The sequence below is a fragment of the Peribacillus sp. NPDC094092 genome, from assembly GCF_050279365.1.
GTDB lineage: Bacteria > Bacillota > Bacilli > Bacillales > DSM-1321 > Peribacillus.
The window spans coordinates 49,704-64,694 of sequence record NZ_JBNNUC010000007.1; the positions used below are offsets into that span (position 1 = coordinate 49,704).

Here is a 14,991-nt window from a genome sequence, read left to right on the forward strand (position 1 = left end):
AGTAATAAGCTGGAAAATTACTTATACGGGGTGATTATCGATGACAATTATTGAAGCGCTTACAAATAAATATAAGATGTTTCTTGCTGGAAAATGGGTATCCGGCGACAAAAAAATTGAAATTCTCGATCCACAGGATAATAGTTTAATTGCAACCGTTCCTGCTGCTAATGAGAAGGATGTACTTCATTCCATAGAAGAGGCAAAAAAGGGAGCGAAAATAGCCGCGGACATGCCAACACATGAAAGAATCGCTATACTAAATCGTGCCGCCGATTGGATTTATGAGCATAAGGAAAAATATGCAATGACCATTGCCCGTGAGGGAAGTAAGACCATTAAAGAGGCGAGAAAAGAGGTAGTGCGTTGTATTGAAACACTTCGAATTAGCGCAGAAGAAGCAAGGCGAATTAATGGAGAAACGATTTCGTTTGACCAAATGCCGGGAAGCGAAGATCGAATGGGATATTATTATCGTTTTCCTGTTGGGATTATTGTAGCTATAACGCCTTTCAACGATCCATTAAACCTTGTTGCCCATAAAGTGGGACCTGCTATTGCTTCTGGAAATGCCATCATCGTAAAACCAGCACCTGCCACACCTTTAAGTGCTCTTTTATTGGCAGAAGCCTTTGAAAAAGCAGGTTTACCGCCTAAAATATTGTCCGTCATTACAGGGTATCCGAGTGATATGGGCGAGAGCCTGATTACTCATTCAGCCATACGAATGATTTCTTTCACAGGAGGACTCGCCACTGGCCAAGCGATTATGCAAAAGGCAGGTCTGAAAAAGATGAATATGGAGCTAGGATCGAACTCACCGGTTATCGTACTGGAAGACGCTGACTTAGAAGAAGCGGTTGAATCGACTGTATCCGGCGCCTTTTGGGCTGCAGGTCAAAATTGCCTAGGAGTGCAAAGAGTATATGTTCAAGAAGATGTTTATAGGGACTTTATTGGAAAGTTTGTTAACCGTACTCAACAATATCGAGTAGGCAATAAACTCTCAGAGGAAACCGACATGGGGCCTATGATTTCAGAGAAAGAAGCAAAGCGAGTTGAGAGTTGGGTAAATGAAGCTGTTGAGAAAGGCGCAAACTTGCTGTGTGGCGGCAAACGTCAAGGTTCTTTTTATTATCCAACTGTTTTAGAGAATGTTCCAGCACATTGTAAGCTGGCAACTGAAGAAGTTTTCGGACCAGTTGTTACCATTCACAGCGTGCCCGATCTGGATACCGCTATTTTCCAATCTAACAATGTGGATTTCGGCTTGCAAGCAGGTATATTCACTCGTGACTTAGATAGGGCGTTTGGAGCTATACGTAAATTGGATGTAGGCGGGGTTATGGTAAATGACAGCTCTGATTATCGTATAGATGCCATGCCTTTCGGGGGAGTGAAGGGTTCTGGTTTAGGTCGTGAAGGAATTAAGTTTGCACTTCAAGAAATGACTGAAACAAAAGTGGTTTGTTTTAAAGTTTCGAGCAAAAGGTGATAGAAAAGGTAAAATGTGATAATGATAGCTTTATAGGAATCGACCCGAGGTCAATCTTCGCGCTACAAGTAAGGTACTGCATCATATATATAAAGGGGGAGACTGGATGATAGACGCCAATAGTACCGATCAAAATCAGTTGAAGCGTTCTATGAAAAGCAGGCACTTGTTCATGATTTCGCTAGGTGGGGTAATTGGAACGGGTCTTTTTCTTAGTACAGGTTATACGATTAATCAGGCTGGACCGGGAGGAACGATTCTCGCTTATTTGGTTGGTGGGCTGATCATGTATCTTGTCATGCTATGCCTTGGCGAATTAACTGTAGCTATGCCTGTAACCGGGTCGTTTCAGTCATATGCTACGAGGTTTGTGGGTCCTGCTACCGGATTTACCATTGGTTGGCTCTACTGGCTTACATGGGTAGTTACGGTAGGTTCAGAATTTACTGCATCCGGTCTTTTAATGAAGAGATGGTTCCCTGAAACTTCCGTCTGGATGTGGAGCGCACTCTTCGCGATCATACTTTTTCTGCTGAACGCCTTTTCTGTAAAATTTTTCGCGGAAACTGAATTTTGGTTTGCCGGCATTAAAGTAATTACTATTATTTTCTTTATCATATTAGGTGGAGCAGCGATGTTTGGCTTCATTCCAATGAACGGCAGTGCAGCTGCTCCGATGCTTTCTAATTTCACCGGGGAAGGAGGCCTTTTTCCAAATGGACTCCTTCCGATATTTATAACAATGATTTCCGTGAATTTTGCCTTTTCAGGAACAGAGCTTATCGGCATTACTGCTGGAGAAAGTGAAAACCCCGAAAAAGACATACCTCTAACCATTAGAAATGTAATTTGGCGAACTATGTTCTTCTTTGTTGGTGCCATTTTTGTGCTATCTGGATTAATCTCCTGGAAAGAAGCGGGAGTCATTGAAAGTCCGTTCGTTATGGTTTTTGATAGCATAGGGGTACCCTATGCAGCGGATATCATGAACTTTGTTATTATTACAGCTCTACTGTCAGTAGCAAATTCTGGTCTCTATGCATCTACCCGTATGTTATGGTCTCTTTCAAATGAGAAGATGATAAGTCCTATCTTAGGTAAGGTAACGTCAAAAGGAGTTCCGTTTAATGCTTTGATTGTAAGTATGGCAGTAGCCTGCTTGTCATTATTCTCTAGTGTAGTAGCACCAGATACGGTTTATATGGTGCTTGTGGCTATATCTGGATTTGCAGTTGTGGCAGTTTGGATGGGAATAGCTTTATCACAGTATGTGTTCCGTAAACATTATCTTAAAGCAGGTGGCGATATTAGAGATTTAAAATTTCGTACACCACTTTACCCTTATGTGCCCATTGCTGCTTTTGTTTTATGTTTCGCTTCTATTGTGGGTCTTGCTTTCGATTCGAGCCAACGAATTGCACTGTATTGTGGAATACCATTCATTGCTTTATGCTATCTCCTATACTATATAAAAAATCGAGGAAGTAAGAATCAAATCGATTCTCATGGTGATTCAGATCAATATATTGAAATTATTAAGTAGAGAGGGAATAGTATAAAAAACCTAATAAACTATAATATCAAATGCGCTTTTTGTCTACATTGGAAGTAAACTGTGATTAGACGAACCCAAACATCTCACTAAAGGAGAAGCAAAGTCAGCTGGTTATAGAGAATCTAAAAGATAATGTTATCGAAAATGGTGTTACTGTTACTTACAGTAACACTCCTCTTTTTATCCCTAGAAGATATGGACCTAAAATGTACATGGATAGGTCATTTGCAAAAAAGACTAAGGCTGCAGAAACAAAGTAGTTAAATTAAAACTATATGTAGCAAAAAAGGGAGCTGGTATCAGTTCAACAATATCTTCTCGCAGCTCATAGCCATTTTGCTTTGCTAGTACTAGTGTATAATCCGTTTCCCCATCCCCATCCCCATCCCCATTACCGTTCAAACGACAGCCGATTCGGGCGGCTGCACTACGGTCTGATGGGAAAAGGGAATCCAGTACGTGTCCCCGATAACCACGGACTGTAAGGCTAACGCCTACATAGTTATATCTAAGTAGATAAGAAGAATACAAAAGTATAAAGAGGACAGTATGAGCCATTTAAAGAGGGAGGGTTTTAATGGAAATGACCATGCCTTCTTTGTACACAAAATGAAGAATAGGGTGGGAAGAACCTTTTCCTTTGATTACTTTCTTTAGAGATATATTTCCCCTTTATATAAATTTCAGCAACCAGTAATGAACCGGGAATAGGGGAAAGCCCCTGTCAGGAAGGCTTCCCTTATTACCAGCAGTTTCATTTATGACAAAATTTTTGATTTGTTTTCCCAAACAACATTGCCGTCTATAATGGTGGCTAACACGGGAATGTCCTTTATCTCTTTTGGAGGGCAAGTTAATGGATCCTTGGCCAATACAGCAAAGTCTGCTTTTTTGCCTACTTCTATTGTCCCTTTTTCATTTTCTTCAAAATTAAGTTTGGCTCCATAAATAGTCATTGATTTTAGTGCTGTTAACACATCAATCTTTTGCTCTTCTCCTAATACACTTCCGTTCCTGGTAATTCGGTTCACAGCTGCCCAAACAGAAAATAGCGGTGAGATTGGGGTGATTGGACAGTCGGAATGCAATGTATACAATAAATCTAGATCAAGCGCTTCGGCTAATGGATTTATTCGTGCAGCGCGCTCTTGTCCTAAAAATATATCTCGATGTCGATCTCCCCAATAATAAACGTGATTAATAAAGAAAGAAGCAGCAATTCCTAATTCCTTCATGGTCTGTAAGTCATTAAATTTTGCTGTCTGAACGTGTTCGATTCTATGGCGATGATCGTCTCTAGGGCTGCCCTTTATGGCTGACCCCAGAGCTTTAATATTAGATTCAATCGCTCGGTCTCCATTCCCATGTATGGCGATGCGGAAGCCTCGATTATGCAAGTCTAATATTTCTTCATTGAAAGCTTCTTGTTCGTTTAAGAGTTCACCATACTCCGAGCCTTTGCTGGAATAAGGTTCCCTAAGCGCGGCTGTATATCCTTGAATGGAACCATCCTGGAAATGTTTGGCGCTATCAAGCCGGATGCGTTTTTCTGACCTTTTGTCGAACTCTTCCTGCAGTTGTTCGACCGTGTAATTAGCAAAGGGTCCATCTTCACGTAATAAATGATTCATGATCATCAACCGCATTTTTAATGGGTTTTTACCCGTATTGACCGCATCTATATGGGCATCAAGTTCAAATAACCCTTTATCCAGTCCTACTCCGGCGTCTGTGCAAGTTGTAATCCCTTGGGCTAAATAAACTTTTGCTCCTTTGGCAATGTTTTCGATACTTTCTTCTTTGCTTGGGATAGGTAAAAAAGGATTAATCATCTCTAATGCTGGGATTTCATGGATCACTCCATCCAATATGCCTTCCTCATCCCGCCCAAAAAAGCCGCCGGGAGGGTCTACCGTAGCTTCTGTAATGCCAGAAATTTCTAATGCTTTAGAGTTTACAGTAGCGAAGTGTCCAGAGATATGTCTGATATAAACAGGGTTGTCTGGTGCCACTTTATCCAAATCAGATTTCATTGGATGCCTTTTTTCATCCAATAATGTATCATCGTATCCCCAGCCCATAATCCATTGACCCGGCGTACTTTGGCTAGCCTTTTCATGTACTTTTTGTGTAATGTTTTCAATGTTTTTATTTTCAGGTGAACGGCAATCGATAAAATTCAACATTTCCCCAAACATAAATAAATGGCTATGTGTATCAATGAATCCTGGTAGAAGGGTCGCTCCGTTTAAATCAATTACTTGTGTATCTGAATTAATTGAATAGCCTGCTGTGTCTGGTTCTGTTTCAGAAAAGATTTTTACAATATCTCCATTTGATGCAATTAGGGATTTTGCAATAGTGTCGCTTTCATCCAAAGTTAAGATATTGGCATTCTTTATAATCAGATCAATATTCATTTTAATGACTCCTTTAGAAGAATAGTGGGTTGTTAGAGAATTGAATATTCGAACATCGACATTTGAAATAAAGAGCCGTGTGGAGCTGGAAATAATCACACGACCTACTTGAATAAATAGAAATGTTAACTGATAACAAGATGATCTTACTTGGGCGGCATGATTTTCAACCTTAGGAGGGGATGAGGCCCCTAGAGTTGAAAATCATGCCTTGGAAGGAATCAACCTCTTAAGCTAATAGGTGCTAATGGGATGTCTTTACTTCTTCTTGAATTTGTTTTAAAATAGCTGCTTTATAATCCAGGAATTCAAATGTTGTAATTACATCAATTGTTCGTGGTCGCGGAAGTTCAATTGCATACTCCTTTTTAATGAGGCCAGGATTACGCGACATCACGCCGATTCTATCACCTATAAAAATTGCTTCATCAATATCATGGGTGATAAAAAGTATGGTTGTATGGAATTGCTCCCATACATTCATCACTAATTCCTGCATTAAAGACCTTGTTTGGGCATCCAGAGCAGCAAAAGGTTCGTCCATAAGCAAAACGGTCGGATCATTGACTAAAGCTCTTGCAATCGCAGCGCGTTGTTGCATCCCTCCAGATAGTTCGTGTGGATAATGTTTTTCAAATCCCTTCAACCCAACTGCCTCGATGAATTTAGAAGACTTTTCTTCCAGTTCATCAGGGGAGGATCTTTTCATTCTTAGTCCAAATACGACGTTTTCATATACTGTTAACCAAGGAAATAGATTAGGAGTTTGAAATACAACCGCTCGATCTGGCCCGATACTTTTTACAATTTCTTGATTAACTGTAACATTGCCTCTAGTTGGTCTTTCAAAACCCGCAAGCAATTTAAGTATGGTGCTTTTCCCGCAACCACTCGGACCTAAGAGGCAATAGATTTCCCCTTTGTTTATGGTTAAATTAATATCATCAAGAACATGAGTCTGTTTACGATCCGAAGTAAAGATCATATCGATATTTTGCATGATAATTTGCGATGGCATAAATCCTCCCCCTTTTTATTTTCCGCTCCAATGGCAGCTTTTCTTTTCAATGATGGAGATGATATTTTCAAGGATTAAGCCAATTAATCCAATAAGAACTATGCCAACATAAACAACAGGCATTCTAAAGAAAGTAGCAGCATCCATGATCATATAGCCTAGCCCTTCTTGTGCAGCCATTAATTCCGCAGCTACTACAATCGCCCAACTGACGGCTAATCCAGCTTTTAATCCCGTCATTATTGATGGCAGAGTGGCTGGAAAGATAACTTTGCTAAATAATTGAATCCGATTTGCCCCAAGGTTCTTAGCTGCCTGGATAAGCCCATTGGGGATTGTCTTAACACCGCTATACGTATTTAAGACGATGTACAAAAAGGCTGACATGAAAATAAGCATAACTCTTGCGACTTCACCAATGCCAAACCACATAATAAACAGTGGTAAGAAGGCAATTGCCGGTATCGGGCGGATAACAGCGAATACTGGACTTAATATGGCTGAAACATATTTATTCATGCCCATCCATAACCCGATTGGGATAGCTAGCAATATAGCTAATACGTATCCTCCAATCGTACGGAAAAGACTTGCAACAATATGTGTAGTTAAGTTGGTCCCTACGTATCCATCAGTAAATAATACCCCAATAGTGGTAACGATTTTCCCTGGAGAAGTGAGATACTTTTCTCCTACGGCTAAGGAAATCATCCACCACAATATGAGCATAACCAGAGGAGTACAAACGCTTACGATTCGTTCTGGTGACAATTTTTTACGCCTTTTCACTTTAACTGGGATTGCAGAGTTAGGCTGGACTGTCGTTCGGCTCATCTTATAAGATCACTCCCATGGATACTTTAATTTTGAAGCTTTTCAACAAACGAACCGTTTATATGCTCTTCTATGTTAGGTTTTTGGGTGATTTTATCATTTTCATCCAAGAAATCCGCTAAGTCATTTAGAACCTTTGCTAAACCCTCATTTTTTTTGATTGCTTCCGGATTCATCGATAATTTATAACTAGGGTCCCATAATTCCTTGTATGTTGGATACTCAGAGTTACTTAAAACAGACTTCGCTTCTTGTTTCTCTAGTGCTAGTGCATCTTGCAGTGCCTTTTCTGATTTTTCCTTATCTTCACTGATAATCGTGTTCGCATCAGCTAAACTCTTTAGAAAAGATTCTACCGATTCTGGATTTTTCTCAACCCAATCATTTCTTGCCATCCACACACCTGAAGCTCCGACTCCTACATCCGCATCCCGGGCAATTACTTTTCCACCCGCGGTTACGAGTTTGCTTACCCACGGATCCCATACCCATACCCCGTCAACATCTCCTTTTTCAAATGCGGGGATAATTGTGGTAATATCTAGGTTGATTATTGTTAGATCTTTTTCTGTTAACCCGACCTTTTTTAAAGCATGCATCATGGCATATTCGGCTGAACTTCCTCTTAATACTGATATCTTCTTACCTTTAATGTCTTCAAGTTTATTAATCCCGCTCTTTTCATTTACAACCAATCCTTCTCCATTTGATGAGTCTACTTCTACTGCAATAACGCTAACGGGAAGGTTTTCCGCCATAGCAATGATAGCGGGCGGGTTTCCCATATATGCCACATCGATACTTCCGCTATTGAAAGCAGCAAACATTGGTGGACCTGCCGTGAATTTTGTATATGCGGGCTTAATGCTATTTTTCTCGAACAATTTTTCATTTTGAGCAATATAGAACTGAGTTTCAACACTAGGCTGCCAACCAATTTTTACTGAATGACTTCCATCGCTCTTTTCAGTTGAGGTTGCGTCCTCATTTGACCCACAGCCCGCTAACAAACCGAGTACGAATAGCAAAATGATCCCAATATAAAAATTTTTTTTAATTGTTTTCATTCCAAGCCTCCCTTTAATAATCTTTTATTTTTTTATTGACAAAACTGTGGTAGGTTACCAAAGGTGGATATTTTCAAATAAGAAAATAAGGGATGTAATCCCAATATTCTTAAAATCATCGAACTTTAATGGGTGGGAACTTAGAAAGAATGAATCCTGGTGTCGACTCTTTTAGTTGTGAATGGTATTAGATAGGTTTTGTAGGGTAATATCTGCAATTATTTTCTGCTGATATCTAAGAAGAGAAAAGTAGTGTGTGTCTCGCGGGTGAGGTTTTTTGCTCTTACATTTCATTACATATCAATCCCCTCCTGGTATGTTAAATCTTAATTAAGAGCTAAGATGAGAATTCATTTACAAAAAAGTGTAAGGATGAGATGTACACAAGATACACCTTTCTGTATTTGAATTAAGATATCATGACATCGTGACGTCATGACGGCTTAGGTGTTATACAATTCTAACAATAATATTCAGAATATTCAATAAAGTTGTGGCGCAAAACTTCAAAATATCTGAAGACAATCCCCCCCACCTGCTTAGGGGAATAGTCAGTTGGTGAAGTATTCCCGCATGACATTTCCCCATATTAGATGAAGAGTTGAAGGTTAAGGATTTACTGGTGAGTGTTCATGGTAAAGAAAAGGGAACCTCAAGCCAAGCCATGAAGGCTATTTTATTGAACTTGGAGGATTACTTTTGATAAGAGGTCAAAGAAATCAGGCACAGAAAGGATAGTTTCACAACTATCCTTTTGATCTTTTGCCCGCTGTGATAATTCCGATGAAAATGGAAGGAGCAAGACAAGCACTTTACAAAGTAATAATAATCCTCAAGATACTCAGTATAATAGAAAAAAGGTAAAGGAGTTGGTTTCTTATGGAAAAGCAATTGCCTGAAACGATACTGGAACCTGAAGTGACCGCTGGAATGGTACTAAAAAGAGCCCTTGCCGATTACAGGAAAGCCCAAATTGAAAAACAAATCGACGACTCATTGAAAAACCGTAATAAGGAAGACTTTATCCGGTTAACAAATGAATTAAAACGGACAATATAAAATACAAACAGAACTTAATAAAAAAAGATGACTCCTCACTTAAGAAAAGATGGATCAGGGCATGCTACTTAATTTGCTGATCCATTTTTTATTTTAAGTGGTCTTAGAATGCTTGGAGGATCTCAAATAGATTCCATGTCTTACATTTATAGGAATAAATAAGAAAGTGAAACCTAATGACTGTTGTGTAAGGGAGCATTGTTTTAACATTCCATATGATTATATTGGACCTTTACTAAAAGTTCAGGGCTTTCTTTTATGGATAGCCTAAAAACGCAATCAAAAGTGATAATCTATATTTTGGTATTTTACCAAAAACCTCGATAGAATATAAAAATTGCAACCACCTTTATCTTAATTTGTCTACAGGCTTGATAGATTCAACCAGTAATGACTGGTAGGTTCCATGCCCACGATGGCTTTTTCCAAACGGTTTATTCGTTTAAGTTCTTTAATCCAACCTAGTAATTTAGTAAATCCCTCATCGTTATTTTCAAAGGTTAGAGGATGACCGATAACAATTCCTCAATAATTAACAACTCGAGCAACATGAAATTGTTGTGCAATATCTATTCCTACAACATGATGACGATTTGTGATTCTTTCAATTAGTTGATTTTGTTTGTTTTGCATTTTAAAATTCATAGTAGAGCTTCCTCCTAAAGATGAGTTTTGGTTTGTGTGTACTCTCATCATACTGAGGGGCTCTGTTTTTTTCAAAGCTGATATTTAACGCTCTACAGGAATGCTAAAGGGGCAGGATAGTGAGATAATTAAAAACAACTTTTATACATTTGAGTTTTAATCTTAAAATAATTGGAGGAGTTAGGATGTCCATAATAGATCATTTTATATAACGTTGTTTATTACTAATTAGAGGACCTCCTAATAGAAATAAGAATTAAGAAATTAACTATTCAGGAGGAGAGAAAATGCGTTCAGAAAAAGAAATGATGGAATTGATATTACGAGTTGCCGAGAAAGAAGAGAGAGTACGAGCTGTTGCAATGAATGGTTCTCGAACGAATTTTAATGTACCTAAAGATACTTTCAGAGATTATGATATTGTTTATCTTGTATCTGACTTTCAATCGTTTCTAATCAATCCTGATTGGGTAAATGTTTTTGGGAAAAGAATAATAATGCAAACACCAGAAGATATGGCAATGTTTCCACCTGAATTGGGTGGGAGATTCACCTATCTAATGTTATTTGAGGATGGTAATAGAATTGATTTAATGCTGATTCCGATTGAGGAAAAAGATATTTATTGTACTGAAGATGGATTAACAGTAATTTTATTAGATAAGGATGGGAATATGCCTAAGCTTTCTGAACCAACAGATAAAGATTACTGGGTAAAAAAGCCTTCTGCTGAATTTTTTGCTGATTGTTGTAATGAATTTTGGTGGGTTTCAACTTATGTAGCAAAAGGGTTATGGAGACAAGAAATACTTTACGCTTATGACCATTTAAGTAGTGTAAGGGAAATGTTACTAACAATGCTTGAGTGGAAAGTTGGTATAGAAACCAATTTTTCATTGAGTGTAGGAAAAAACAGCAAGTACCTAAAGTGCTACCTTGATAACGACATTTGGGGAAGATTAATGAAAACATATCCTAATGGAGATTACGAACAAGTTTGGAATTCGTTGTTTGAAACAATTGACTTGTTTGAGCAAGTAGCTATTGAAGTAGCTAGTATTCTCGAATATCAATACCCCTCTGAAGATGCGAATAGGGTAAAACAATACCTTACTAAAAATTAAACACAATATTTGAGACACTTAAACTAACGGGTGTGCAAAAGGCGAGTAGTTTTTTTAAATACAGAATAATAACAACAATGGACCATGCTGATATTTGAGCATGGTTCCTTTTCTTAGGTAGTGCTGGAGAAGGAACCGTGACTTGTTTGCAAACTGAAATACGAAGAAGTTAGAAGGCTACCTAAATTCTTTTCAATTTTAGAAAAATATTATCAATTTTGATAAATTGGTAAGTTCGATAATTACTATGTTTTGCAGTGCACCTTGCCAAAAATGAAAATAAATAAAGAATTTTAATATTAAAACTGTAGATTTTATAAGGTTGACAGAATTGGCATAATTTTTGCATATAAAGATTTGCATACAACTAAGGGAAGAAATAAAATAAAAACGGCAGCAATTCAGTTTACTAAAATTAGGAGGCATTAAATAATGAACTATTCATCAAAGCTAGTAAAAGTAAATAAAGATCCAGGGCATGGCTCACACATCTCCCCTGTTTATATGACTTCAACATTTGTTTTTGATAATGCAGAAGTAGGAGCACAACGCTTCGCAGGAGAAGATCCAGGTTTTATGTATTCACGCCTGGGAAATCCAAATGTAAGAGAACTGGAAGAGAAGGTAGCGGCATTGGAATTTGGTGAAGGTTGTTTGGCTTTCTCATCTGGAATGGCTGCCATAACTGGCTGCCTTTTGGGTGTTTTGCAGGCAGGAGATCACGTTGTTGCACACACAGCGTTGTATGGGGCGACGCACGCATTTCTATCCAAAACGGTAAAGAAATTTGGAATTGATGTAACATTTGTACCGTTTAAGACAGGGGAAGAGCTTGAACCACACATTACAGATAGAACGAAAGTGGTCTACTTTGAAACTCCTTCTAATCCCACGCTTTCCTTAGTGGATATGAAGAGTGTAGCGGCGATCGCCAAGCAAAAGGGTATCTTGACTATTGTTGATAATACGTTTTTGTCCCCATATTTACAAAATCCTATTCTATGCGGCATTGATATTGTTGTCCACAGTGCAACGAAATATTTGTCGGGTCATGGGTATCTTATTGGCGGACTAGTGATTTCCAGCAAGGAAATTATTGATCCGATGAGAAAAGAAGTGCAGAAGACTATGGGAGCAAATTTGGCCCCTATGGATGCATGGCTTCTTTTTCAAGGAATACGTACATTGCACATTCGCATGGATCGCTCACAAGAAAATGCACAAATTTTGGCTGAACGCTTGGAAAAACATAAGGCTATAGAGAAAGTTTATTTTCCAGGGCTAGCAAGTTTTGAGGATAAAAATATCATGGAGAAACAAATGAAAGGTCCTGGAGCAATGATTTCTTTTGTCTTGAAGGGAGGATACGAAACAGGTGTTAAAGTTATGAATTCTGTAAAACTGAGTACTTTAGCAGTTTCCCTAGGAGATGTAGGTACATTAATTCAACATCCAGCTTCGATGACACATGCGATAATCCCTAAAGAAGAAAGAGAAAAAGCAGGCCTTTATGATGGACTCGTTCGTTTTTCGGTTGGAATTGAAGATGTAGAAGATATATGGAAGGATCTCGAAATGGCATTAGAATAACGGTACGGCTGGAGGATTTGTCAATTTCATTGCGGTTAAAGGAATAATAATGCTGGCATGAATATTGCAAATTAATATTCATATTTAAAAGATTAGCGAAGCAAGGATGCAAGTGATGTATAAAAAAGGGAAAGGGAGTTTATCGACACTTTATTGTAAGCTAGAATGATAAAATCTAAAAGTTTGATCCACTTTACCTAAGATTGCAAATTTTATTTGCAATCTTTTTTCGTCTCCGTGGGGGGGGTTCCCAAATTTGGAATTATTCTTTCCAAATTTGGGAACCAAAAAACGGTACGGAGCGGTAGGTTATCACTATATTCGTCGCGGAAATGGGAATTTCTCAACTGGTTCGATAGTAGGAATGTTGAAATAACAAGGGTTTTATTTTGGCACAACTTTTGCATAATATGATAACGAAAAGGAGGAGGTGGAGTCTATTTGGGAAATATAGACTAAATTTTCGGAATATTAGAATTATAAAGAATAATGAGTGAATTTCCACAAATCATCCATTTTTAAAAAAATAAAGGAGGGAACACTAGTGTTCTATTTACCAAATGGACATTACCACCTTTTATAAGGTATTTACCTTTTGGCTCCAAACAGAAAGAATAATTAAACTGAAAATTATGGCACTATTTATACGACGTTACTTAGGGGGAATTATTTATGAAAAAAATTTTCATCATCATCGCTTTTTCGATACTCGTATCACTTATATTATCTGCATGCGGAAAGGCCGAAAATCAGGCAGCAAGTCAACCAGGCAAACAGGCAGATGGGCTAGAGCAAATTAAATCGAGTGGGACCATTAAAATTGGAACAGAAGGAACCTTTGCACCTTTTAGCTACCATGATTCTTCTGGGAAGTTAACCGGTTTTGATGTTGAAATCGCGGAGGAAGTAGCAAAAAGACTTGGTGTGAAACCAGAATTCATTGAAACCCAATGGGACGGTATGTTCGCAGGACTCGATTCAAAGCGGTTCGATATTATTGCTAATAATGTAGGAATTACTCCTGACCGCCAGAAAAAATACGATTTTTCAGTGCCGTATATTATGTCAAAACCTTTCTTAATTGTTAACAAGGATAATAATACGATTAAATCATTTGAAGATTTGAAAGGAAAAAAATCAGCTCAGACATTAACTAGTAACTATAAAGATATAGCAGCATCTTATGGTGTTGAGATCGTTGGAGTGGAAGGTTTTAATCAATCCATTGATTTATTACTTTCAAAACGTGCGGATGCGGTTGTAAATGACGGACTATCCTACCTAGATTTCAAAAAGCAAAAACCTGATGCACCGGTTAAATCTGTCGCAGAACTTGATGATCCGGCAAAAATGGGGTTCATGATGAGAAAAGGGGACAAAGAATTGGAAGAGGCCGTAAATAAAGCGCTTTCCGACATGATGAAGGATGGTAAATATTTAAGTATTTCACAAAAATATTTTGGAAAAGATGTTTCAAAATAGGGAGGGTTCTACATGTTTGCTGATGATAGAATGGACCAAATTGTTGACATCATTGTAAATTCCTTTTTCCCGATGTTAAAAGCTGGGGTTGCGTTTACGGTTCCCTTGACATTAGTATCCTTTTTACTGGGGCTCCTTCTTGCTTTACTTACGGCATTGGCTCGAATCTCGGGAATTAAACTCCTAGACGCTGTTGCAAGATTTTATGTATGGGTGATTAGGGGAACACCGCTGCTTGTTCAGTTGTTTATCATTTTCTATGGCCTTCCGAGTATAGGCATTACGATCAGCCCCCTTCCTGCTGCGATTATCGGTTTTACGCTTAGTGTTGGCGCCTACAACTCAGAGATTATTCGTGCGGCTATACTCTCCATTTCCAAAGGTCAATGGGAGGCGGCTTATTCTATTGGGATGAGCTATCCGCAGGCATTAAAAAGAATTATTCTCCCTCAGGCAACAAGGGTATCTGTCCCGCCTTTGGCAAACAGTTTTATTAGCTTGGTAAAGGATACATCGTTGGCTGCTACCATTACGGTGACTGAAATGTTTAGAGTTGCTCAGCAAATTACCGCAACAACCTATGAACCGTTGGTACTCTATTGTCTAGCAGGATTTATATATTTGATTTTCAGTACCGTTCTTTCGAATGCACAAGGGCAGATGGAAAAACGGCTCGATCGTTATGTGACGGGCTAATTTGAT

Annotated in this window: 11 protein-coding genes and 1 pseudogene; 7 read left to right on the forward strand and 5 right to left on the reverse strand. The window is 38.4% G+C overall.

Annotation, left to right across the window (positions count from 1 at the left end; genetic code table 11):
• Positions 1–40: 40 nt before the first annotated feature.
• Positions 41–1,495 carry an aldehyde dehydrogenase family protein gene (locus ACQKNS_RS24020; RefSeq protein WP_427645765.1) on the forward strand — a complete coding sequence of 485 codons (1,455 nt, stop codon included), beginning with the start codon at positions 41–43 and terminating at the stop codon, positions 1,493–1,495.
• Positions 1,496–1,601: 106 nt separating this feature from the next.
• Positions 1,602–3,038 (forward strand): amino acid permease, encoded by a 1,437-nt coding sequence (locus ACQKNS_RS24025; protein ID WP_427645766.1) that lies wholly within the window; start codon positions 1,602–1,604, stop codon positions 3,036–3,038.
• A 770-nt stretch (positions 3,039–3,808) separates the two neighbouring features.
• Here the strand turns inward: ACQKNS_RS24025 and ACQKNS_RS24030 are convergent.
• From ACQKNS_RS24030 to ACQKNS_RS24045, 4 genes are all read right to left on the reverse strand, one after another.
• Positions 3,809–5,470 (reverse strand): amidohydrolase, encoded by a 1,662-nt coding sequence (locus ACQKNS_RS24030; RefSeq protein ID WP_427645767.1) that lies wholly within the window; start codon positions 5,468–5,470, stop codon positions 3,809–3,811.
• A 244-nt stretch (positions 5,471–5,714) separates the two neighbouring features.
• A complete protein-coding gene (locus ACQKNS_RS24035; RefSeq protein ID WP_427645768.1) occupies positions 5,715–6,488 on the reverse strand; it encodes an ABC transporter ATP-binding protein in 774 nt (257 codons plus the stop codon).
• Positions 6,489–6,503: 15 nt separating this feature from the next.
• On the reverse strand, positions 6,504–7,322 hold the full coding sequence (locus ACQKNS_RS24040) for an ABC transporter permease (protein WP_427645769.1): 819 nt from the start codon (positions 7,320–7,322) through the stop codon (positions 6,504–6,506).
• A 26-nt stretch (positions 7,323–7,348) separates the two neighbouring features.
• The gene (locus tag ACQKNS_RS24045; RefSeq protein ID WP_427645770.1) at positions 7,349–8,389 is read right to left on the reverse strand and encodes an aliphatic sulfonate ABC transporter substrate-binding protein; all 1,041 of its coding nucleotides are present in this window, start codon (positions 8,387–8,389) and stop codon (positions 7,349–7,351) included.
• 879 nt (positions 8,390–9,268) lie between these two features.
• Here ACQKNS_RS24045 and ACQKNS_RS24050 point away from each other — a divergent pair.
• Entirely contained in the window at positions 9,269–9,448 is a 180-nt protein-coding gene (locus ACQKNS_RS24050; protein WP_427645771.1) for an IDEAL domain-containing protein, read from the forward strand.
• 372 nt (positions 9,449–9,820) lie between these two features.
• On the opposite strand, the pseudogene ACQKNS_RS24055 reads toward ACQKNS_RS24050, so the two are convergent.
• Positions 9,821–10,093, reverse strand: a pseudogene (locus ACQKNS_RS24055) (IS110 family transposase); the annotation flags it as partial.
• 287 nt (positions 10,094–10,380) lie between these two features.
• Between ACQKNS_RS24055 and ACQKNS_RS24060 the strand changes: the two are divergent.
• The 4 genes from ACQKNS_RS24060 to ACQKNS_RS24075 all read left to right on the forward strand — a co-directional run bounded on the left by ACQKNS_RS24060 (position 10,381) and on the right by ACQKNS_RS24075 (position 14,985).
• Positions 10,381–11,217, forward strand: coding sequence for an aminoglycoside 6-adenylyltransferase (locus tag ACQKNS_RS24060; RefSeq protein ID WP_427645772.1), 837 nt, complete (start codon positions 10,381–10,383; stop codon positions 11,215–11,217).
• 432 nt (positions 11,218–11,649) lie between these two features.
• On the forward strand, positions 11,650–12,807 hold the full coding sequence (locus ACQKNS_RS24065) for a trans-sulfuration enzyme family protein (protein ID WP_076370544.1): 1,158 nt from the start codon (positions 11,650–11,652) through the stop codon (positions 12,805–12,807).
• Between the two features lie 672 nt (positions 12,808–13,479).
• The gene (locus ACQKNS_RS24070) at positions 13,480–14,289 is read left to right on the forward strand and encodes an amino acid ABC transporter substrate-binding protein (RefSeq protein ID WP_427645773.1); all 810 of its coding nucleotides are present in this window, start codon (positions 13,480–13,482) and stop codon (positions 14,287–14,289) included.
• 12 nt (positions 14,290–14,301) lie between these two features.
• Positions 14,302–14,985 carry an amino acid ABC transporter permease gene (locus tag ACQKNS_RS24075; RefSeq protein ID WP_283902018.1) on the forward strand — a complete coding sequence of 228 codons (684 nt, stop codon included), beginning with the start codon at positions 14,302–14,304 and terminating at the stop codon, positions 14,983–14,985.
• Positions 14,986–14,991: the final 6 nt, after the last annotated feature.